Genomic DNA, 22,840 nt, shown 5'->3' with positions numbered 1-22,840 from the left:
AAGCGTTCTGAAAATTGAAAGACGGATTACCCGCCACTTGGGCCTCGGCTCGGCCGGGCATCCCGCGCTGCTGCAAGCCCTCGTACAGCATCGCGGTGGCCGGTCGATGCAGGGCCCTCGAAAACCTGAATGGCTTCCGCGTAACGCTGGAGATTAAGGTAGGCATATCCTCTGATCACCATCAGATCGCTGCGTTCCGTGGCAAAACGGGCACGTTGATCAAGCAGGATCAGCGCCTTTTCGTATTGCTTGCCCTGATATGCAGCCAAGGCACGGTCGGTGAGAATAGCAACTTGGAGTTCCGTTGCCTTCGTCTTGTCCATGCCGGATCTGGTCGCGGAAACGGCGGCATTGTCCGTCAGCCCCATGCGCAAATAGGCAAGGCTTTGGCCATAGGCGGCGTCGCTTCGAACGGTTTCCTGCCCGCCTCTGAGTGCCGAACCGAATGCTTTCAACGCTTCTGCGGGTCTGTTGGCATCCATCAGGCACCAGCCCTGCTGCAAAGCCTGTTGTGGCGCAAGACCATCCGGGTTCACGAATGTTGAGCAACGACCTGATTTGGACGTGGTCTGCGTCCGTGGGACGACACGGCCCTGACGTGCTGTGACAGCTGGCGGTGCGGTGCGGTAAACGACCTCCGCTGGCTGGGCGCTGGCGGCGCTGACAGGGGAACGGCTACCTGCCACCTCTTGGTTGATGGGGGCTTCGCGGCCATCAGCCGCGGTACGTCCGATTTCGAGAATGCGCTGCGATTGCGCACCCCATTGGCTCTGAAGCCGACGCACCTTCGCCGCATTGTTCAAATCCTGATAGGTCAAGGCCAGACCATAGGCAGACGCCTCGTCATCTGCCTTCCATCCCAAGGCCGTGCTGAACCATTGCATGGCCAGTTGCGGCTGTTTGAAGGCCCTCGAATACCAGCCAAATTCCTGGGCGGTGGCCGGATCTTTTTGCGAAACAGCTTCCTCGGCGATGCGCTTGAGGACATCCGCCTCAAGCGCGATCGGCGGATCCAGCGCCAGGAGATTTGCAGCTGCGGCGAGATAGGTCTTTCGCGCATCTTCGAATGAAGTGCGCCATTCATACATCACGTCTTCCGCTTCCAGCGGATCACCGCGTGCGATGAGCGAAAGCGCAAGGCCCTGCGACGCGGCAGCGGAATCTTCCGCAGCTCTGGCACCACGAAACCACTTTTCAGCGTCCGCAGCTTTATCACGCCGGATATTGTACCAGCCCAAGAGCAAAGCATCGCTTGGAAGCTTGCTGCTTTCGGCGACGCGCTCCATCCTCAGCAGATACGCAGTGGGTACTGTGATGTCCTTGTTTTCACCGGCATTGGCAACGAACTGGCGCGCAAGATCGTCCTTGATCGGATCGAACTCGAGCTGTCCATCAGCGCCGGGCCTCTCCTTGGACAGGAGGTCATCCATCATGGCAATAGGCAACAGAGTAGATGCCTTTTGCACCGTGGCAAGTCGCTCGGCTGCCCCATCGCAATTGCTCAGCACATAGTTATAGGCATCTCGTGCGCGCTCGGGTTTGTCGGTGCGCACGAAGGCTTCCGCCAGCCGCCATAAGACATCGACTTCGCTACAGGTCAGCAATTGCGGATTGGTGGCTGCCGTCTCCACCACGGCATTATACTGTTTGAGGTCCGAAGAATTGACGAGACGCTGCCGTGCTTCGGCAAGCTTCAGCATGTCGCTCAGGTTCGAAGGCGGTTGCCACGTGGGGTCCGCGACCTGACGGTCTGCAATTGCCTTTCGAGCCTCCGCATATCGACCATTGGCGTAGAGCTGCCACATCGTCTCCAGTTGCGCATCGCCCTGCTCGGGCACAGCCAGCGGATCTGCCGGTGGCGTCCAGTCCGGATAAAGCACTTTCAGACGCGCGATTTCGGCTTCCAGACGTGCCTTATCCCCCTGCGCTGCAAAATAGTGAAGGGCACTTTCATCCACTTTGACCGAGGAAGCAGGCGAAGCAACGGGCGGTGCTGGCGGGCGGGTAGCTTGCGAAAGCATCTGGCCCGCAGCCCCAACGGGCGAGGGCACGGTGACTGGCGGAGAAGGCTGTGTGTCATTCTGCGCGACGCGGATTGCATCGGGCAACAGCGATTTTTCGCCAAGCTGCCGATTGGTAAAAGCATCACTGCCAATCGACCCGGTGGTCTGAACCGTTGCGGTGCTTCCCATAAGCTGATCGCGCCAATGATAGGCGCTGCCCGCACCGATGGCCAAAACAGCCGCCGCTATGTAAACCGGTTTTCCGATCATAGGCATTCCTGACGCGTCTGCGTTGCAAAAGACAATGCGAGGAGATGCAACGTCGATGGATAGTAGAGTGTCGGCTTGAACGACCTCAGCTCTTCTGGAATGGGGGCATTAGTCGCCACGCAGGCCAACAGGGCCGGAATGATCTTGTAACCCGCATCTGACAGCACGTCCTTGGGGTTGCCGGTGCGCAGGTCGAATGTGGCCATGCTTCCGCCCTCCACCGTTGTCGAAGCGATCAGTCTTTGATTGAGCGCGGCATCCCCCAATCCGGACCGAACCAGATAGAGCGGTATTCTCACGGCATTATAGCCGAATTCCTGCGGAAATCCGTCAGCGGGGCGAGGTCTGGTTTTCAGGGATACCCAATCGGCGGGAAGCTTTCTGGGGCCAAAGACATAGGCTTTGATTTCGGCAAGACCATCCTTGCTCAACGCAGCCCAAAGAGGCGATGGTGCGACCTCGTTCAAGACGGGAAAGGCTTCGAAAATGAGATAGGACGGATTGACGACCGGGCCATCCGGGCGGTCAACTTCAGAAAATCCGACCGTGCCCGGCAGCAGGATCGTGCGCCCGGCCCGCTGAACAACCGTCTTGGCAAGAACGGTTTGAGCAATCGCGCGTGCCGCTTGGCTGTATTCCGGCTTGTTCCACTGCTTGGCGGCGAGCGCCAGAGCATAGGCAATCAGAATATCGCCATCTGTGGCGTTATTGATGTCGGATATATGCGGATCCGTCGCCGGGTCCCATTTCCATGCGGCAAGGCCGTCATCCCGGACCAGAAGCTCAGTTCTGGTAAAGGACCATATCAGCTCAAAATCGGCTGGACTATCCGCGAGAACCGCGAGCCACATGCCGTAGCCTTGCCCTTCGCTGTGGCTAATGCCTTTGTTGCCGGTATCGACGATGCGACCCGCTGGATCAAGAAAGGCCGTCTTGTATGCGCTCCAATCGGCTGGGCTAACCGAGGCGGCGGATGCGTGAGCGGGAATGAGCATCATGACGAACAGTACAAGAGTTTGGAGCCAAGGCGCGACGCGATGTTTCATTTGTGACGCCCCATACCGCGCAGCATCAGGTATGTGACAAAGCCGAGCAGCGTTAGAAATCCGATAAACACAAGAGAATAAGACAGGGTGTTCGAAGACAGCCAATTAGCCGCAATCAGGCGCCAGTTCCAGAAGCTGAAGGACCGTGTGACGATGAAGCTTGGCTGTTCGGCAGCGATGGTTTCCACCTTGTCAGCCGCTGCATCATAGGTGGCGACGCGTCCGGCGAGCGTGGTCCAGCGTTTCTGTTCCGTCATCGCCGCCATGCCGGTGCGCAGATCTGATGCGGTCGGTGCTGTGGCCATTGTCCACACGCCTTGACCGCCCGGGCTCAAACCCTGTGCCAGCATGAAAGTTACGTTGGCAGGCGGTGTATATATCTGCTCTGCACCGGGGAGAAAACGCAATGTATCGGAACTGATATCGAAATTCCGCTTCATCCACTCCTCGAATGAGGATACCTGCCCTTGCCACAGTCCACCATCCACCCGCTCCCGCCAGTCGTCAAAAAGCTGATCGGTCTGGGCTGGAAGTGTCGCTCCTTCATTTTCCTTCCACGCCACCTGACTGGCGGATGCCAGATCAAGCTGGCTGACCAGCGCTTGCGGCATCTGGCCTAACGTTCCGAAAAACAGCGCGTTTCTTTCACCAACTGCGGCAGGGGTTGCCACAATTTCGACATTGACGGGATGGCCGCCCGCGATGGCAAGTCGGCTGAGAAGTGTCGCAGCGGCAGACATGGTGTCGGTGTCCACCCGCTCCAGCCAAACGGCCACGGGCTGGGCGTTGGCCCGGTAAGGCTGGCCCACGCCATTCGTCGCCGCAAGATCAGGCGCCCTGCCAATCAGCGCGAAATTGGGCATGTGAAACTCTGTCGTATCGAACAGGGCAAAGCGCGGGGTCTGGGCTGCTGGCGCACCGGGAAGGCAGGCTGCGTCCGCGTCCGTGACAAGGATGGCCTCGATGGCCACAGTGTTCACGCCGGGCACGAAGTGGCGCAAGGTGACATTGATAGGCAGATGCCGGAAAATGCCGCCACCTCGATTTGAAATCGGCACCGTTGAGGCGATGTTGCCGTTTACGTAGACATCGATGTGGCTGCCGGGAAGAATTTCGTTTGAATAGGCTGCATCCAGAAGCAGCGTTGCCTCGCCATACGCGGAAGCGTAGAAATCGGCAGGCGTGCCGATGGTAAAGTCCGTTCTGAAGCGCCTGCCGGAAAACTCGCTGCTTCTGACGCCGAGGGTGGACAGGGCAATGCGTCGGTCCGACATGACCAGCGGGGCATCCGGCGTGTGCCAGGACCTTGTGGAAAGGGTAGAGCGCCCCGAACCCACCGGGCGCTCTACAGCTGCCGACAGCGTGTCGATTGCCTGCGCCAGCGCCTGCGGTGTCGGGCCACTGACCACCAAAGCCGAAGTGCCTTTGACGATATCGTTCTCAAAACCGGAGAAAGGGCCGACAAGCGCTTCTGGCGGAACGGCCTGCGTTGCAATTGCGATCTCGCGCGATGTCCCGACCAAAACAGTCAGCGTTCCAGGCTTCCTGTCAGGCGGCACCTTGGTATCAAACGTGAATTTCTGGTTCGGCATCTGCGTGCGCAAGGCAAGGGCCTGAGCCAGTTTGAGCAATGGTTGAGCAGAGGCAGGGTTTGAAAGCCCCGGCGCCACGATATTGATCGTCGTCGTGCCAGAAGCGTCCGCGCCTATCGCTTGAATGTCATCAACCGTATCAAACCGGTTGGCCACATCCCCATTGAAAGCAATGTATGTTCCAGCCGGGCTGACATCGGTCCAGAGATCATAGGTGGATTGCACCGTACAATCGGTGCGATGCCGCTGCTGGACGCCAAGCGAAATGGTGTTCGCACCAGCCTGAAGCGCGCCAGCCGGGAATGGCATCGAAACAATCCCTTCACCATCGGGCGAAGACACGCTTTTTCGGTCGAGTGCAACGTTGTTGACGGAAACCTGGAGGTTGGAGCTTTCAGGCGCGACCACGATGGCATTCTGATAGCCAATATTGAGCGAGACAGCCGCTTTTGCTTGCTCCGGCGTTAGATAAAGCGTCCACTGGCGCTGATCCATCTCCCCCGAAAGGCCAAGCTCGGGAAATGGCAGGATATAGCGGCGGCGGTCGTCCGTGCCAGCTGTCGCGGGCAAAGCGGCAGGTTTCGCAGGTGTCAGCACTGGTGCCGTGACCTCAGCAGGTCTTGGCACCGCAGGCACCACCGGCGCGACAGGCGCCACAGGCGCTGGCCGTGGCGGTGTCACCGGCGAAGGCGTTGGAGCCTGCGGCTTTTCAGGAGACATGTCGAAGGGCGTGGACTGCGCCAAGGCCACGCCTGAGATGGACGCAAGCAATGCGGCGAGAAGGATGGGTTTCATCATGTCTTCACCCTTTCCACCGTAGGCTTTGGCTTTTTCTCCGGCACGAATGAGCGGAACAGATAGAAAAGGCCACGATTCGTCTGGAACACCGCGATGGCGAGGAAGGTCGCCGTTCCCTTGATGAGGCCGGGGTTCTTTCTGCGGCTGCTTTGCAACTCGCTCCACTGGTCGGAATTGGCAAAAATGAGATCCGCGATCAGGCGATGGTCCACCGCCTGCTGGGGTGAAAATGTGCTGCCGACCGATGTATAGCCGTTCTGGCGAACCGATCTGACGATGTTAATCGGCATCGTCTCCGGCACGCCTTCACTATGCGGCTTGACGCGGATGACCGCTTTTGAACCCTTTTCGACGACTGACAAGCCTTCTTCGAAAATATGGATCAGCATGCCGTTCACAGACACGTTTTCGATGGTGGCGGGCATCCACGCATCGTTATCGCCAATCTGCAATTCACACCGGCGCTTGACAGTAACGCGGCGAGACGCGGACTTTTCACCGCGCTCGGAAACAACGCCCAAGGCACAGCCTGCGAATATGATGTTGAGCAGGTTCCACCCGCCCACAACCAAGGTTACGTCCGCCTTGTAGGGCTCTGCATAGACGCGATAAATCGCGAATATCATGGCGATGACCAGCACACCGAAGATCACGAAAAACGGCCTGCTGATTTCCGACAATCTGGCTTCGCTGATCGACTCGTCCTTGGCCGTAACCTTGAAGGTAGGCTTGGAAGGGTTGAAGATAACCGAGACGACAGCAGGCAACAGATGAACCGTCTGCACGTACTCATAAAGCTCTGAAATCCATGGCCAGCGGAAATTGCCAAAGAGGAAATTCTGCATCATGAGGTTTACCAGCATGTATGCAGCCGTGTAGGCGAGAAATTCGCCGCCGGATGCGACGAAAATCTGCAGGTCGAAAAACAGGTAGAACAGCGGTGCGAACAGGAAGATGGTGCGGGGAAACGGAAACAGCCAGAACAGCGTTGACGACATGTAGCAAAGCCGCTGCGTAAACGAGAGCCCACGGCGAAACAGTGGCTGGCGGAAAATCAGGATCTGCATCATACCCTGCGCCCAACGGCTGCGTTGGCCGATAAAGCTGGCAAATGTTGCAGGCTGAAGACCGGCAATCAGCGGCTTGTCGACATAGAGGCTGTTCCAGCCACGCGAATGAAGCGCCAGCGCCGTTTCGCAATCTTCTGTAATGCTGACGCCGCTGAAGCCGTCCGTTTCCTTCAGTGCCTGACGGCGCAGCACGGCGGCTGAACCGCAGAAGAATGCGCCATTCCATTTATCCAGACCGCGCTGAATGATGCCGTAGAACATTTCGTTCTCGCTCGGCATCGTTTCAAAGGTGCGCAAGTTCCGTTCGATCGGATCCGGGTTTAGGAAGAAGTGTGGCGTCTGGACAAGAAACAGGCGCTCGTCTTCTTCGAAATAGCCGACCGTTTCCTGCAGAAAATCTCGCGCAGGAGCGTGATCCGCATCGAAAACGACGATTAACTCTCCGGTTGAGTGATCAAGCCCGTTGTTCAAATTTCCGGCCTTGGCATGCACGTTGCGCTCACGGGTGAGATAATTGACACCCAGATCGGAGCAGAGCTTTTTCAGCTCTTCATGACGCCGCGTTGCGGCTTGCGCTTCAGGAACATTGGAGGCGTTGCGCTTCTGAACGCTTCCGCCATCGTCCAGCAACCAGACAACAAATCTGTCTTGTGGATAATCGATATTCTTTGCAGCAGCCAATGTGTTGGCCAGAAGCACGGCATCTTCATTATAGGTCGGCACGAAGATATCGACCGTCGGCACATAGCCGGGTGATCCGGGACGGGTTTTTCGCGATGGCAGAGGCATCGAAACGATGACAAGGCTGAGCGCCAGCATGAGCACGCTGTACATTTCCGCAAGATACAGCAGAAACCCAGGAATGAAGTTTTCCGGCTGATTGATGGGCGGCAACGTGCTGGTGGTTCGCCAATAGACGTAACGCAGCACGATGGCGGTTCCGAAACCTAGGCCGATCAGCCGCCATGCGCCTTTGCCGTTCAGGGATTTGATTGTGGCCAGAAGCACAAGCGAAATCGCTGTTGCAATCAGGTGAGCCTGCAAACTGACCGGCAGCGTGATGATGACGAGTACGCAAACGGACACGAACATCCAGATGATGACGGAAATAACCTTGCTCATCTGCAAACCCCTGTTTTCAAACCGGTACGAGGCAAAATGCCTCGACCTGGCCCGCAGTTTGACGGCGACGCTTTACAATAGCGCATTATAAATAAGTCAACGCTAAATATGTTAGTTGCATCTTTGCGACCCCTCCCCTGACGACACGCAATCAGGCGATGGAATGACGACACGTTTTGTCTCTTCGGCATTGACTGTCGATGAGGCGTCTGAAGGCCACGTGGCAGCCGCACCGCCGCCTGTGGGTGACGGTATCACGACGCGCGATGGTGCAGCCTCTGCAACAGGAATTGGCGTTGGCGCTGGCTGGGCTGGCAATGAAACACGACGGACCATCGGCTGTGCGGCCTGAACCTGTCGGGGTGCCGGCGTCTGCATGCCGGGCTGCATCGGAAATTCACTGGCAGTTACGGGGTAGATCGGATTTCCAGAACGACCCAGTCCCTCGGGCGGCTTCTGCGCTGTTCCATAGGGGTTCCAACCTTCAGCATCATAGCTTCCGGTGATCGTGTAATTATACATGACCGATAAGAGATCGCGTGTCGTCACGCCAGACTGGCACAACCGCAGCGTAACATTGATGCGTCCGAGGTTCTTGAAGCCCTGCCGCATATCTTCAGGCGAGCGTATGTGCTGCCACGCATAGAGACAGGCATCATCTCCGGCACCTCGACCGGAGGCGTATGAGAAAGCGCCATAGGCGTTCTGAAGATATTCAGCCGAAGGCGCGATCTGTGCGCCCGGAAAGGCCGTGCGGATTTCCCGGGAGATCGAAGACGCACGCAAGCCCCCGCTGGACAGGCCATCCCGGCCCGTATCTTCCGCACGCTGCGGGCCAAAAAGTTCGATCTTCAGGTAATTCTGGCCCGGCGTGCGCGCATCGGACCGCAGAATAACCTCCTGCTGAACCGCATTCGAATAGGTACGGCTGATGACATTGATGACTTCAGGACCACCGGGTGGCGGAAAGATGAGGGCCTCTTCGGGTGGCAGCATCTTTGGCGCACCTGATGAACGGATGCCGCCGGGGTTATTGCATCCCGAAAGCATCAGCGCGACGCCAGAAAATATGACAAAGGCGGCGAGTTTCCCCACCGCCGCTCCCGCCGCACCCCATATGCAGGCGAAGGTGCGCATAAACCGAATCAACCATGACCAAACCATGTTCATGGAATACGTGAGCATTGAAATTTAGCAATATTAAATCTTACCCATACGGGTCGCCTCTCGCCGCCAGCGCGCACCCAGAAATGTGGAACTCAACCCGCAAAATATAAGTTGGAGTTGGACTGCATTTATAAACCCGCCTAAGAATCCAACTGAAAAGAAGTGAAATGGCAGATCAAACAATGACCGCAACCAACCAGCTTTCAAATGAAGTCAAAAGGTTACGACGTTGGCTCGATGAAGATGCCTTGCGGCTCTGGTGGGAGGTCGGCGCGGCCAAACCCGACGGCGGTTTCCATGAACGCATCGGTCAGGATGGCACGCCGATGCTGGGTGATAACAGGCGCGCCCGGGTGCAGCCGCGTCAGGCCTATTGCTACGCCGCCGCGGGCCAAAACGGCTGGACCGGGAGCTGGCAAATCGCCGTTGACCAAGGCCTAAGCTGGTTTGACAAGGTTTATCGTCTTGAGAACGGGCTGTATGGAAATCTCGCGGATGCTTCCGGCACGCTGATCGATCCCACATTTGATTTCTACAATCAAGCCTTCGCGCTCTTTGCCGCCGCGCAGACCGCGATGGCGTTTCCAGACCGACGAGATGCAATGCGCGCCCGCGCCTTGGCCTTGCTCGATGTCTTGCAAACTGACTACGCCCATCCAGTCGCGGGCTTTGAAGAAGCAAACCCGCCGGTGGAGCCGCTCTGCTCCAACCCACACATGCACTTTTTCGAAGCGATGCTGGCATGGGAACAGGTGGACCCTGATGGACCGTGGCACAAGCTGGCAGATGAGATTGCAAAACTTGCCATGGAGAAATTCATCGACGCCAAGTCCGGCGGTCTGCGAGAGTTTTTCGATCATGACTGGAACCCGATGCCGGGCGAAAAGGGCCGCATCATGGAGCCCGGCCATCAGTTCGAGTGGGCCTGGCTTTTGGCACGCTGGGGAAGCCTGCGGAACGACGATGAAGCCATAGCCAAGGCAAAACGTATGTTCGAGATTGGCGAGACATACGGAATTTGTGCGCGCCGGAAGGTTGCGATCATGAGCCTCTATGATGATTTCACGGTCCATGATCCACTCGCTCGTTTGTGGCCACAAACCGAATGGCTAAAGTCCGCTTTGCGACTTGCCTCAGTCAGCCATGGCGAAGAACGGCACCGTTACCTGGCCTCTGCTCTGAAAGCCATTGGAGCCTTGCAGCCGTTTCTCGATACTCCGGTGTCTGGCCTCTGGTTCGACAAATGGCCCGAAGGAGCCCCCATGCTGGATGAGCCAGCACCTGCCAGCACGTTTTACCACATTGTCTGCGCTATCTATGAAGCAGAGGACATGCTGAAATTGCTTGCAAGATAAAAGCATTCGTTCGCCACCCTTGGTGATGCCCGTGGGTGGCGAACGAGGTAATTACGCCTCCAGGTACCGGACCTGCTCCGGCGTCAGCTTGATATCGAGTGCGGAAAGACTGTCTTCCAGCTCGGCAATCGTGCGTGGTCCTATAAGCGGAATGACCGGGAAGGGCTGAGCGATGACATAGGCAAGAGCGATATGGATAGGATCGCGTCCCAGTTCACGCGCCAGTTCAATGGCTCTATCGCGTCGCTGGAAATTACGTTCCGAATACCAGACGCGCACGATTTCCTCATCGTCACGCTTGTCCCTTCCGGCTCTCTCCGTAAAGAAGCCTCGACCTTGGCTTGACCACGCGAAGTTCGGGATTTGACGCTCCCGCTGCCAGTCCTTCCAGGCATCATCGGAAGCGGCGACACATCCCGCCCAAATGGGATCCAGCATTTCCGCAAGCGAGAAGTTGTTGGAAAGCGCCGCCGGTGCTGCCTTGCCGTTTTTGCGGGCGTAGTCTGCCGCCTCATCCATGCGCTCGCGTGTCCAATTGGAGCCGCCGAAAATGCTGCCGATGCGCCCGCGTTTCACCTCCGCATCCATCGCATCCACAAACTCGCCAACCGGCACGTTGGTGTTGTCGCGGTGCATGAAATAGATGTCGACATAATCCGTCTTCAGCCGCTCCAGCGATTGATCGAGCTGTTTTGCAATCATGTCAGGGTAGCAAAGCGGCGAGTGCGCACCTTTGCCGATGACGACGATCTCTTCACGCGGTACGTTGCGGCTGGTGTGCCAGTCTGCGAAAATGGCCTCGGTCTTGCCGCCACCATAGACATAGGCCGTATCGAAGAGATTGCCGCCTGCCTCGTAGAATGTGTCGAGCGTCAGCGACGCGGAGGCGAAATTCGGGAAGAATTCGAAGCCCAGCGCAACAACGGATGCGGGCTTGGCGACACCCGGAATAGTCCTTTTCGGAACCGAGTTTCCGGCAACAACCGCAGCACCGCTGATGTTGCGCACGCGCTTTGCAGCCGTTTCGACGCCATATTCCAGACCGACCGATTGACGCCACTGGTCCATGGCACGCAGGTTGCCGAGGCTGTCTGCCCAGCTCATGCCGGGATAGGTAAATTCCGTGTGACCGGCGCGGATTGCCTCACCTGCTGCATCAACTTCAAAGGAATAGAGCCAGCCGTCTTCCCGCACCTCGACGATTTGCCGCTCCGCGCCCTTGATGATCTCGATTTTGCCGACACCGCCTTTGTGGCCTGAGGCAAACCAGAAATTCTCAACCTCGATACGCCCTTCTGAGCCGATGATGCGCAGCACATTGTCCTGCTGAGCCATGATGGAGCACGAGACTTCGGCGACGATGCCATTTGGAAATTTCAAAACGGCAGACGCCCATTCATCCACGCCGGACTGGCCGAGATGAGCCACACCGGACACTTTCTCAGGCTCAAGAAAGGGCTTATCCGAAACGACACCAGCAATGAGCCGCGCCATGGAAACGGGGTAGCCGCCGACATCGAGAATGCCACCGCCAGCCGCATCATTGGCAAACAGGCGGTGCTCCGGCTTGAAGCCGCCCATGTTGAAGCCAAAGCTGGTCCTGATCAGGCGGACCTCACCAATTGTTCCGCGTTTGACGAGTTCGACGAGTTTCGCTGTCTGCGGGTGAAGGCGATACATATAGGCTTCGCCAGCGAAGACACCGGCCTTCCTTGCCTCGTGGAAAACTGCATCGGCATCATAGGCGGTCAGCGCAATCGGCTTCTCCACCAGCACATGCTTGCCCGCACGCACAGCTTTGATCGCCCATTCGGCGTGGCCAGTGTGGGGCGTTGCGATATAGACGGCATCGATGTCAGGATCAGCCAGCAGAGCCTCGTAACCGTCGATGATGCGCGCACCGGGGAAACCATCGGCAAGGCCCGGCTTGCCGGGATTGCGGCTGGCGATTGCCACGAGCTTGCCCGTTTTGGAGTGCGCGATACCATCGGCAAAGGTACGCGCGATTGTTCCGGGGCCGATGATGCCCCAACGGATGGGTTGAACGTCAGTCATTGCATGTCCTCATACTATTAATTCGAGATTGCGTTTTCAGCGCAGGCGCTGGCCCGTGCTGTCAAAAAGGAAGGTCCGCTCAGAGATCACAGAAACTGTCAGGTTCTGCGCCGCAGCAATGTGGCGCGTATCCGGGCGCTCGATGATGATGGGAGTGCCGCCTGCCATGCGGGCATAGATGTAGCTGGTATTGCCCAGATGCTCCGCAACATCGATCTCGACAGTGATATCTGCATCGCCGCGTCCAGCCTCGCCGAAACGCTCCGGTCTCACACCCAAAACGACCTCGCTGCCATCAGCGACCCATGAGGTGAGCGGCACCGTCAGTTGCACCGAAGGATCATCCACAAGACGCAGGGTCACACTGCCTGAGCCATTTGCGATGACCTTAGCTGGCAAGAAATTCATTTTGGGTGAACCGACGAAACCGGCAACGAAGCGGTTGGCCGGGTCGTCATAGAGATCCAGAGGTGCGCCGACCTGCTCGATGTGACCTGCGCGCAGCACCACGATCTTGTCGGCAAGCGTCATCGCTTCCGTCTGATCGTGGGTCACGTAGATCATGGTCGTGCCGAGTTGTTTGTGCAGTCTGGAAATCTCCACCCGCATCTGCACGCGCAACTCCGCATCAAGGTTGGAAAGCGGCTCATCAAACAGGAAGACACGGGGTTGACGCACGATGGCACGGCCGATGGCCACGCGCTGGCGCTGACCGCCGGAAAGCTGCTTTGGCCGGCGGTGCATCAGTTCGTTGATCTGTAAAATATGGGCAGCGCGGCGCACCCGCTGTTCCGTATCGGCCTTCGGGTTGCCGTTCATGCGAAGGCCGAAGGACAGGTTTTGCTCCACCGTCATGTGCGGATAAAGCGCATAGGACTGGAACACCATGGCAATGCCACGGTCTGTCGGCTCGGCATCATTGACGACCTTGCCTCCGATGCTGATCTCTCCGCCAGAGATATCTTCCAACCCGGCTATCATGCGAAGCAATGTAGATTTGCCGCAGCCAGATGGCCCGACGAAGACGACAAACTCGCCATCCTTGATGTCCAGATCAGCCCCATGGATGACCTCCAGAGCGCCATAGCGTTTGACGACATTTTTGAGCGAAAGTTCCGCCATTGGGTTTCTCCCGGATTACTTGACGGCGCCGGCAGAGATGCCGGCGATGAAATGGCGCTGCAACAGCACGAAGATGACGAGGATGGGCGCGGTGAGCAGCATGGCGCCCGCCATGATGCCGCCCCAGGAGACTTTGGTAAGCCCGATCAAGGTGCCAAGGGCGACCGGTGCCGTCATCATGCCTGGCTGGGAATTGACCAGCAGCGGCCAAAGGTAGTTGTTCCAGGAGGCAAGGAAGAGAATGATGGACAATGCCGCCATGGTGGGACGCGCCAGCGGCAAGGCAATGCGCAGGAATATCTGCCATTCCTTGACACCTTCGACGCGCGCTGCATCGAAAAGCTCGTTCGGCATCATGGAAAAGGATTGCCGCATGAAGAGTACGCCAAGCGAATTGAACAGGGGCGGCACGATGAGCGCGACCCATGTGTTGGCAAGCTTGAATTCCCGCGCCACCATGATGAACTGCGGGATGACCACAACCGCATAGGGCAGCGTAATCGTTCCCAGGATGATCGCCACCACGACACTGCGACCTGCAAAGCGGTATCGCGCCAGAGCCCAGCCCGCCATGGATGTCAGCATAACAGACAGGACCGTATAGATCACTGCCACGCCGATGGAGATGAACAGAGCGCGCAGAAAATCCGTATCCGCTTGAAGATTGCGGAAATTCTCCATAAAATGGGTTGAGGGCAACAGCACGATCTCGGGGCTGAAAATGCCCTGATCGGGCATGGTGGAAAAAATGAACATGACCCAGATGGGAAACAGCCAGATGATGGCAAGCGGCGTCAAGGCGGCATGCAGCGCGATTTTCTGCCACAGCAGGGACTTGGACTTCGATCTCATTTCGCTTCCCTCCCGATCCACAGGTTGAACATGGAGATAACGACGGCAAGCGCTGCAATCGTATAGGCGATTGCCGATGCGTAGCCGAAGTTGAGCGACGTGAAGCCTTGGCGATACAGGAAAATGCCAAGCGTTTCGGTTGCCCCACCCGGACCGCCTCGGTTGGTAATGAGGAAAGGTTCGGTAAACAGCTGCATGGTTCCGATGACGGACAAAACAACGCAGAACAGGATGATGGGCTTCAGCAACGGCAGCGTGATATGCAGGAATTGCTGGCGCTTGCTGACATGATCCAGCGTCGCCGCCTCATAGACGTCGCCCGGAATGGACTGAAGTCCGGCCAGAATGATGATGGCGTTGTACCCCGCCCAGCGCCATGTGACGGCGATGATGATGAGTGCCATGGCTGCGGTGGAATTATCAAACCACGCGATAGGGGCGAGGCCCACCGACGTGATGAGCTTGTTGATGATGCCGAAATCGGCTGAAAACATAAGCCTGAAAACAGCGGCATAGGCCACCTCGCCAACCACAACGGGTGCAAAGAACGCGAAGCGATAGAGCGGGCGCGCTTTCAGAAGCGGCGAATTCAACAACACCGCCATGATGGTGGCGAGCGCAATCATGATTGGGACCTGCACGATGAGAATGATCAGCGTGTTTTGAAGCGCGTTGTAAAATGCGGGGTCACCGATCAATCGTCCCCAGTTCATGGAAGGCGCGAAACGCCAGGGATTGATGCGCGTATTCTGGAAGGACATCAGGAACGAACTGATGATCGGCCACAGCCAGAATGTCGTGAAAATCAGAAGATACGGTGCCAGAAAGGCATAGGCGACCCTATTGCGCAAAGGCATTTCGACCTCACAAAGCCAGAGGGTTATGGGAGCCGGACGCCCGTGAGATGGGCGCCCGGCAACGGTCGGCTTGGGAGACTATTCTGCGATCGGCACGCCTGTTGCCGATTCGATCTGCTTGGCGGCATCATCGAGCGCGGTCTTGGCATCAGGGAAGCCGCCTGCCAGATACTTGGTCTGCGTTACGCGGTAGATGCCTTCGGCATCAGACTGAAAGGCTGTGCCGCGGCTGGGTACGATTTTCGGAAGTGTTCCCAAAATGTCGGCCCAAATGGCCTGCCCACCCCAATAGGGCTGCGCTTCCTTGGCGAAGGCGTCCTTGTCTGCTGTCAGCAGCGATGGCACCAGACCGAAGGATTTCAGCATGGTGACCTGACCCTCATTGGTCAGAAGCGCATAATCAACGAACTTCCATGCCGCTTCCTTGTTTTGGGAGGCGGAACTTATGGCCAGCGAAGAGCCACCAAGATTGGCTGCATGCGGGCCATCTGCGGTGATGCTCGGCATCGTGTAGACGCCCCACTTGCCAGCAAGATCTGGCGAACCGGACCGAATGGTGCCTTCATACCAGCCGCCATACATTTGCGTGGCGACTTTACCAGCGGTGTTGGACTGGATTTTCTCGTCCCAGATAGCGGCCGTAATGATGCCTGCATCTTTCATCTGCTTGAGCTTCTCAAGCGTCGCAACACAGGCTGGCTGGTTGATGGTTATGCTTTGGCCATCGGTCGAAAAGTAACCGCATCCCTGCTCATTGGAGATCATGCGGAACCATTCGCTATCACCGTTGAAATCGGCCTGCGTCATGACCGTGCCGGGATTGGCAGCCATGATCTTCTTTCCGGCGGCAATAAAGTCATCCCAGGTCTTGATCGTTGCGGGATCAACGCCCGCCTTTTCATAAAAATCGCGACGGTAGAACATGGTGACAGGGCCGCTGTCCCATGGAACGGCATAGGCAACGCCATCGACTTCAAGCTCTGTGCGCTTGAACTCGGGGAACAGTGCCTGCTTCTCAGGCGTGTAACCAAGCTTGGTTGCGTCCGTGAAGCAGTCCGGGAAACGGTTCCAGAAGACCTCGGCTTCATAGTTTTCGACGGTCACGATATCCGGCAAGCCCTGCCCACCAGCCGCGCAGGCCGCCAGTGCCTTGTCATACACCTGATTGTTGCCCAGATCCTGAACATCCACCTTGATATCGGGGTACTTCTTGTTGAAGCCCTCAAGTGTGGACTTCAAAGCAGACGCGGCAACGTTCCAGCTCCACACGGTAACAGTGGTGGATTGTGCGGCAGCGGGTGCTGCAGCCATGAGTGCCAGCGAGACAGACGCGCCGATAAATTTGAAATTCATTGAAAACCTCCCTTTTCAATTGCCGTCCTCCAACGACACGGGCAGATTAGCCGGACTTGAAATTCTGTCTCGTAAATTGGGAACATCGATTTGGCGGAAAGTAAGGTCGAAGGGAGAGCGCTTTATCAGCCGGGCGCCAGCAGCATTGAGGGCGCACCCAACCGGTTGGAGTTTTTCCGGGCTCATCCATCCATTATGCTGATGCCGCACTGGCATGCCCAGATTGAAGTGAACTACATCACTTCGGGCAGTGTCCATTACCGAATGGGGGACCATGCCTTGCAGCTGGACGCCGGGCAGATGTGCCTTTTCTGGGGTGGTCAGGCGCACAGGATGGACTGGTCATCAGACGATTCCTTTTACGCAGGCGCTCATCTGCCACTGGTTCATTTCTTTCGGATGCGTCTGCCGGTGGCCGTCTCGGCGAAGCTCATTGGCGGCGCCACGATGGTAACCTCTGTCACCGATCCGTCAGACGAGGAAAACTTTTCACGGTGGTTTCGCTATGCGAAATCCGGTGATCCGCTGAAGGCTGAAAATGCGGTGGAAGAGTTGCTGCTGCGGGTGGAGCGTATGTTTCTGGAGCCCTACACAGTCATATCGCCTCAGTCTCGCGACGTGAAATCCGGCGATGCCGAAAGCACTAGCTCGGCAAGCGTCGTGCGCATGTGCGACTTCATCGCCGCAAATTTTCTGGAGGATATCGACGCGACAGACATTGCTCGCTCTGCCAGCCTTCACCCCAAATACGCCATGAACCTGTTTAGAAAATCCACAGGCATGACCTTGATCAAGTATCTCACGCTGCTGCGTCTGTCCCGCGCACAGGCGATGCTCATCAAGGATAACGACAATATCCTGCAGGTGGCGATGGAGAGCGGTTTCGGATCCGTCAGCGCCTTCAACAAAGCATTTCGACAAGTGGCGGGCATGTCGCCATCGGATTTTCGTCGCGATATGCGTTTCAACAACACGTTGTGATCGCCAATCCGCTTTCCCGCTGCAAAAACTCGCACGCAATTCTTACGAAAATTTAACTGTTGCTCCAGCCGGAAAGATGGCTATTTTCCGTGCTGCGTTGCAGCATAGCCTCTCCTTACGCAACGCGGCTACATTATAGGCCGGTCACTCCGCTGGACCCCGGTTCCATTCAATGTCCATTCTAGGGAGATTATAATGACAATATCTGTTTCTCAGCCCCATTCCGGTGATCGCACGGATGCGCCCTTCGCAGCCAAGATTTCCGCAGCCAGAGGCGAGTGTGGTTACACAGTCGAACAACTGGCCATTACGTGTGGATTGACGACTGAAGAAATCGTCGCACTGGAAGACGGCTCCGATATCAATCCTTCCCACATTCAGCGTGTGGCAGCGGCGTTGCAAATCCCGCTTGCCCAAGCCGTCTAAGGCTTTCCCGCCCTTTTTTATAGCAGGGCAACGCCCTGCCCGTCACGCATGAGCTTTAAATCTTTGCAGGACGGGCTGGGACAACCGTTAATCCAACCAGTGATTTTCCGGACACCTATTACAAATAGGGTTTCTCCTTACCACATGCAGGGCTATTATCCGGCGCATAATCAATGATGCGCGCATACGAGTAGCCATGACTGTGAGATATAAATGACAGACGCAAACGCAGCTGACCTGTCTCTATTCGGCGCATCCAAAACCCTCTGGCCGTCCAAGCGATCTGCGATCCTCGACTGGCTGATGCTGGAAACCAGCGATCAACGTTTCATCGATAATCTTCTGGTGCAACTATGCGAGCGTTTGAATGAAGCCGGCATATCGGTAGCACGCGGCACGATCAATTTTCTCGTTGACCATCCGCAATGGAGCGGCGCACGCATGTTGTGGACAACAGGGCTTAAAGACGCCGAGTTCACGACCTACGCCTATGGCATGGAGAAAAGCGCCGAGTATCTGAACAGTCCCGTCTATGCGATCCAGTCCGGCATTGAAGAAATACGCCATCGCCTTGATACGGCAGCGGTTGAGGGAGAACCCGGAATCTATGCCGAACTTCGCGCTCAGGGCCTCACAGAATATTGCGCCTGGCCGCTGAAGCACACCCTGAACAAACGACATGTCTTGACGTTTTGCAGCGATGCTCCGGGTGGCTTTACGGACGCGGAGATTGAACTCTTGCGAACACTCGTGCCAGCTTTTTCACTGGTTTCGGAAATACGTCTCAAAAATCGCATCGCACGCACACTTCTGGAAACCTATGTAGGACCACATGCCGGTCAGGCCATTCTCGATGGCGCGACGCGGCGCGGTAGTGGCATCACCGTCAGTGCTGCAATCCTCATTTGTGACCTGCGCGATTTCACCCAGATTTCCGACATGTGGCCGCGAGACGACGTTATCGAATTGCTGAATGCCTTCTTCGATGCCATGTCGGACCCCATTGAGGAATTTGGTGGAGAGATTCTGAAATTCATGGGCGATGGGCTGCTTGCCATTTTCCCCCTCAGCGACGCCGACGCCTGCGCGAACATCATTACCGCAATTGAAAAGGCACAGGTTCAGCTGAAGGCGCTGAACGTGACCATTCGTGAGAGCGGGCGCGAACCGCTGGGATATGGCATCGGCGTGCATGTAGGGGATGTCATGTATGGAAATATCGGCTCAAAGAGCAGACTTGATTTCACAGTCATCGGCCCGGCGGTCAATATTGCATCCCGGCTGGAAACGCTGACCAAAACACTCAAGCGCCCGGTGCTGATGTCTGAAGACTTCATTGAACTGGCGGGTGATATCAGAGCGTTTGAAGGATTGGGCGAACACAAGCTTCGGGGCCTCGATACATCCTTCAACGTCTATGCCTTGCCCGACCCGGAAATCGTCGCAGAGGCCGTGATTGAGAATTAACATCGACCGCCATTTCCTTTAGACGACTGGCAGAACGCGTTAGCAATCGACAGGAAACGGCCCGGTGACGGAAGAAGCAGACATACCCACTGCTCCCACTGCAAGAATGCTGACATGGGTGCGCAACTCCACCATTTACCGGCTGGAGCGGCGCATGATGACCGAGCGGCAGTTGTTTGATGCCATCACTCGCAAAGCAAAACAGAAATTCGAAGACATCAGCCCCGAACAGATCGAGGCTCTGGGCCACGCAGCCGTGAAGTTCGCCTATGACATCAAGGCGCTGGATGACGTTGCCTATGCCGAAATCGCGACACGCTCAGCCATACGAGGGGGAAAATCCCGCAGGGCCATAGCCCAGAAACTCAAGATGAAAGGTGTTGCGCCTGATATAACCGAGCAGGCCCTCGTTGACACCGACGATCTCTATTCAGCCGTCATCATGGCACGCAAGCGCCGCTTCGGCCCCTTCCGCCGTGAGGAAGCCGATCAAAAAAGGATGAACAAGGAAATCTCGGCATTTGCCCGAAACGGTTACAGCTTTGAAATTGCAAGTCGGGTTTACAGAATGAGTGCGGATGAAGCCGAAGCCATCCTCGATGGTCAACAGGCCCTTTAATGTTTACTGCGGAGCGGGCACTGTTTTCATGTAGGCGATGAGATCGTTGATCTCATCCTCGCTCCAAAGGCCGAAGAACCGCATGGACGTGCCCGGCACGAGTTTCTTTGGACTATAGAGAAATGCCCGTAGATTATCCTCCGTCCAGACCATTCCTTTCGCCCCGGCATCCTTCATCGCGGCAGAGTAGTTGTAGTCCGCCACTGAACCGGCCGGTCGTCCCACGACACCCATTAGATGAGGACCCATGCGTGTCCGTGGGTTGTCGATAATGTGGCAGGCGGAACACTTGCTGAATGACCGCTCACCTCTGGCGGGATCACCTTCCGCATATGCAATGGCGACGGACAATAAAACCAAAACACCAGACAGGCATGCGCGTATCGTCGCCATCTAACCAAAACTCCGCTTTTGAAACCAAAACGCCCTTTTCATCATACGACGAAAAGGGCGCGAGGTTGTATGCGTCAGATTGACTTTATAAGGATCAACCGTTGATCGGCGTCAGCGTGACCGATGTGCCGGTCGCCGCAAGATTGAGGCCGACCTGACCAGTTACGCTGATGGTCTGGAGCTGGATGGAACCAGCTGTGCCGCCAACCAGAACGTTGGCACCAACGCCGAGACCAAGCGTGGCTTCAGCTGTAGCACCCTGGTAGAGACCGCCTAGCGAGCCGCGATGATATCCAGCTGTCGGGGCGAAGACGGCCCATACAAGTTTACCCTGCGTGGTGAAGCCTAGGTCTACACCCATTTTGCGAATGGCACCGCTATAGTGGTCTGTGCGACGCGCACCCATGGTAGACTGGAATGTGCAATCAAGTTCCTTGGACGAACCGATGACATAGCCAACGCCGCCGCCCACTTCGCAGGTCAGATAGCCGATTTTGACGCCGTTACGGTCATCCTGATCCTGCACCACAGGTGCAGAATAGGTCATATCGGCAGCGATTGCGCTTGCAGTTCCACCGAGGCCCAGTGTCATTGCGGCGAAAGTTACGGCTAAAGCCTTTTTCATTCTTTTTTTCTCCTGTTTGATCTTCTTATGTCCGCAGCAGCCCCGCGTACCCAATTCGGATCATGAATGGCAACGTCATAACGTTTGTTCCGCAAAAACGATCCATTTAAGGCATCAATCGCGTCTGACGGTGCCACAGATAGTCTCGACGGTTATATGAGATGCTATCTCAGTCCCGCTTGTAGTCGTCCTGTAAACGGATGATATCGTCGTCTCCAAAATAGGACCCGGTCTGGATCTCAATGATCTCCAGAGGAATTTTCCCATCATTGGCCAAACGGTGTTGCGCGCCAATCGGAATGTAGATGGACTGGTTTTCGGTCAACAGCTGGGTCGTGTCTCCAAGCGTTACCGTCGCCGTGCCACGGACGATGATCCAGTGTTCAGACCGGTGATAATGCTGCTGCAATGAAATCTTGTGGCCAGGCTCCACCTTGAGATGACTGACGCGGTAACGCGCACCAGAATCGGTCTGCTCGATGTGCCCCCATGGACGATAGGCGCGCCGGTGTATTTCGGTCTTGCGAGCGTGGTCGCTCTCTTTCAACGTCTCGACAAGACCCTTGACGCTTTGCACCCTGTCCTTCGGCATGACCAGAACAGCGTCTTTGGTGGCCACGACCATCAAATCCTTTGCGCCGACCACTGTTGTCAGAAGGCTGTTGGAGTGAATGAGGCACCCCTCCGAATCGATGAATATGCCCTGACCTTCAACCGCATTGCCGTTTTCCTGCTTGTCGGCGATTTCCCATATCGCATCCCAGCTGCCAATATCCGACCAGCGGAAATGCCCGCGCACGACGGCCATGCGCTTCGTGTTTTCAATCACGGCATAATCAATGGAGTTCTTCGGCGAGGCTTCGAAGCTTTCCTTATCGAGCCTGACGAAACCAAGGTCACTCTTGAAGGTTTCTACAGAGCGTGTCACCGCCTCCAGAATTTCAGGAGCATGGGCAGCAAGCTCCGCAATCATCACGTCTGATCTGAACAGGAAGTTGCCAGAATTCCAGAGATAGCCCTTCTCGACATAGGAGATGGCTGTTTCCTCATCAGGCTTTTCAACGAAGGCCTCGACCATGCACAAATCATCATTCCCATCGATAGACTGGCCGGGATTAATGTAGCCGTAGGAGGTGCGAGGCTCTGTCGGCGTGAGGCCGAAGACGACTATGTTGCCCTGTTCCGCCGCCTCCGCGCCGAGCCTCACGGCATCTGTAAACTTGTCATTGTCGAGAACCACGTGGTCCGCGGCCAATGCAAGAACAAGGGAGCCCGGCTCGCGTCTTTCCGCAAGCACTGCGGCTGCTGCCATGGCCGCTGCGCTGTCACGCCGGGCCGGTTCCAGCACGACGGTCGCAGGAATATTCACCTCCTCTGCCTGGCGGAGCGCAAAGAAGCGAAAATCCTCGTTGGTGATGACGTAAGGCTCGTCGTAGACCGTCTCGTCGCTGACGCGCATCAGCGTCTGTTGGTAGGTCGAGAATTCGCCAACCAATGGCTGAAACTGTTTTGGCAACTGGTCCCGCGAAACCGGCCACAAACGCGATCCAGCCCCGCCTGCCAGAAGTACGGGGATAATTCTTCGGTTTTGTGCGCTCACGTCATGCCCTTTCAAATTCCAATGCTTTATCTCGTAACGGCCATAAGCAAAACATGTGTGGGCGCCA

The 22,840-nt window shown here is 56.6% G+C and carries 18 protein-coding genes; 5 read left to right on the top strand and 13 right to left on the bottom strand.

Annotated features, from left to right (window positions below; translation table 11 throughout):
• Positions 1-26: 26 nt before the first annotated feature.
• The 5 genes from RQI55_RS13235 to bcsN form a co-directional block, all read right to left on the bottom strand.
• Positions 27-2,279 carry a cellulose synthase gene (locus tag RQI55_RS13235; RefSeq protein ID WP_311272791.1) on the bottom strand — a complete coding sequence of 751 codons (2,253 nt, stop codon included), beginning with the start codon at positions 2,277-2,279 and terminating at the stop codon, positions 27-29.
• Positions 2,270-3,319 carry a glycosyl hydrolase family 8 gene (locus RQI55_RS13230; protein WP_311272790.1) on the bottom strand — a complete coding sequence of 350 codons (1,050 nt, stop codon included), beginning with the start codon at positions 3,317-3,319 and terminating at the stop codon, positions 2,270-2,272. The genes RQI55_RS13235 and RQI55_RS13230 overlap by 10 nt, the downstream gene beginning before the upstream one ends.
• Positions 3,316-5,709, bottom strand: a complete 2,394-nt coding sequence (locus RQI55_RS13225; protein WP_311272789.1) for a cellulose biosynthesis cyclic di-GMP-binding regulatory protein BcsB — start codon at positions 5,707-5,709, stop codon at positions 3,316-3,318. Before RQI55_RS13225 ends, RQI55_RS13230 begins: the two co-directional genes overlap by 4 nt.
• Complete coding sequence (bcsA, locus tag RQI55_RS13220) at positions 5,706-7,901, bottom strand: UDP-forming cellulose synthase catalytic subunit (RefSeq protein WP_042616472.1); 2,196 nt, start codon at positions 7,899-7,901, stop codon at positions 5,706-5,708. Before bcsA ends, RQI55_RS13225 begins: the two co-directional genes overlap by 4 nt.
• A 111-nt stretch (positions 7,902-8,012) precedes the next feature.
• Positions 8,013-9,038: a cellulose biosynthesis protein BcsN gene (bcsN, locus tag RQI55_RS13215; RefSeq protein ID WP_409233727.1), complete on the bottom strand. Its 1,026-nt coding sequence runs from the start codon at positions 9,036-9,038 to the stop codon at positions 8,013-8,015.
• 197 nt (positions 9,039-9,235) lie between these two features.
• On the opposite strand from bcsN, the gene RQI55_RS13210 reads away from it, so the two are divergent.
• Entirely contained in the window at positions 9,236-10,423 is a 1,188-nt protein-coding gene (locus RQI55_RS13210) for an AGE family epimerase/isomerase (protein ID WP_311272788.1), read from the top strand.
• Between the two features lie 51 nt (positions 10,424-10,474).
• Here RQI55_RS13210 and RQI55_RS13205 read toward each other — a convergent pair whose 3' ends face one another.
• From RQI55_RS13205 to RQI55_RS13185, 5 genes are all read right to left on the bottom strand, one after another.
• Entirely contained in the window at positions 10,475-12,478 is a 2,004-nt protein-coding gene (locus RQI55_RS13205; protein ID WP_311272787.1) for an aldo/keto reductase, read from the bottom strand.
• A 36-nt stretch (positions 12,479-12,514) separates the two neighbouring features.
• A complete protein-coding gene (locus RQI55_RS13200; RefSeq protein ID WP_311272786.1) occupies positions 12,515-13,600 on the bottom strand; it encodes a sn-glycerol-3-phosphate ABC transporter ATP-binding protein UgpC in 1,086 nt (361 codons plus the stop codon).
• A gap of 15 nt (positions 13,601-13,615) precedes the next feature.
• Positions 13,616-14,452, bottom strand: a complete 837-nt coding sequence (locus tag RQI55_RS13195; protein ID WP_311272785.1) for a carbohydrate ABC transporter permease — start codon at positions 14,450-14,452, stop codon at positions 13,616-13,618.
• Positions 14,449-15,309, bottom strand: coding sequence for a sugar ABC transporter permease (locus tag RQI55_RS13190; RefSeq protein ID WP_311272784.1), 861 nt, complete (start codon positions 15,307-15,309; stop codon positions 14,449-14,451). The genes RQI55_RS13195 and RQI55_RS13190 overlap by 4 nt, the downstream gene beginning before the upstream one ends.
• A 78-nt stretch (positions 15,310-15,387) precedes the next feature.
• Positions 15,388-16,662, bottom strand: coding sequence for a sugar ABC transporter substrate-binding protein (locus RQI55_RS13185; RefSeq protein WP_311272783.1), 1,275 nt, complete (start codon positions 16,660-16,662; stop codon positions 15,388-15,390).
• Positions 16,663-16,752: 90 nt separating this feature from the next.
• Here RQI55_RS13185 and RQI55_RS13180 point away from each other — a divergent pair, with 90 nt between their 5' ends.
• From RQI55_RS13180 to recX, 4 genes are all read left to right on the top strand, one after another.
• Positions 16,753-17,643, top strand: a complete 891-nt coding sequence (locus tag RQI55_RS13180; protein ID WP_042616479.1) for a helix-turn-helix domain-containing protein — start codon at positions 16,753-16,755, stop codon at positions 17,641-17,643.
• 195 nt (positions 17,644-17,838) lie between these two features.
• Positions 17,839-18,069, top strand: a complete 231-nt coding sequence (locus tag RQI55_RS13175; protein WP_042616480.1) for a helix-turn-helix domain-containing protein — start codon at positions 17,839-17,841, stop codon at positions 18,067-18,069.
• Positions 18,070-18,282: 213 nt separating this feature from the next.
• Positions 18,283-19,536, top strand: a complete 1,254-nt coding sequence (locus RQI55_RS13170; RefSeq protein ID WP_311272782.1) for an adenylate/guanylate cyclase domain-containing protein — start codon at positions 18,283-18,285, stop codon at positions 19,534-19,536.
• A gap of 64 nt (positions 19,537-19,600) precedes the next feature.
• Positions 19,601-20,155 carry a recombination regulator RecX gene (gene recX / locus RQI55_RS13165; RefSeq protein WP_311272781.1) on the top strand — a complete coding sequence of 185 codons (555 nt, stop codon included), beginning with the start codon at positions 19,601-19,603 and terminating at the stop codon, positions 20,153-20,155.
• Positions 20,156-20,158: 3 nt separating this feature from the next.
• Here recX and RQI55_RS13160 read toward each other — a convergent pair whose 3' ends face one another.
• The 3 genes from RQI55_RS13160 to RQI55_RS13150 form a co-directional block, all read right to left on the bottom strand.
• Positions 20,159-20,548, bottom strand: a complete 390-nt coding sequence (locus tag RQI55_RS13160) for a cytochrome c family protein (protein ID WP_311272780.1) — start codon at positions 20,546-20,548, stop codon at positions 20,159-20,161.
• Positions 20,549-20,642: 94 nt separating this feature from the next.
• A complete protein-coding gene (locus RQI55_RS13155; protein WP_042616483.1) occupies positions 20,643-21,173 on the bottom strand; it encodes a DUF992 domain-containing protein in 531 nt (176 codons plus the stop codon).
• A gap of 169 nt (positions 21,174-21,342) precedes the next feature.
• A complete protein-coding gene (locus RQI55_RS13150) occupies positions 21,343-22,773 on the bottom strand; it encodes a mannose-1-phosphate guanylyltransferase/mannose-6-phosphate isomerase (protein WP_311272779.1) in 1,431 nt (476 codons plus the stop codon).
• Positions 22,774-22,840: the final 67 nt, after the last annotated feature.

The sequence above is a fragment of the Rhizobium sp. WCS2018Hpa-16 genome (assembly GCF_031843705.1).
In the GTDB taxonomy this organism is placed as follows: domain Bacteria; phylum Pseudomonadota; class Alphaproteobacteria; order Rhizobiales; family Rhizobiaceae; genus Agrobacterium; species Agrobacterium tumefaciens_C.
This window is presented reverse-complemented; position numbering and strand designations above follow the sequence as displayed.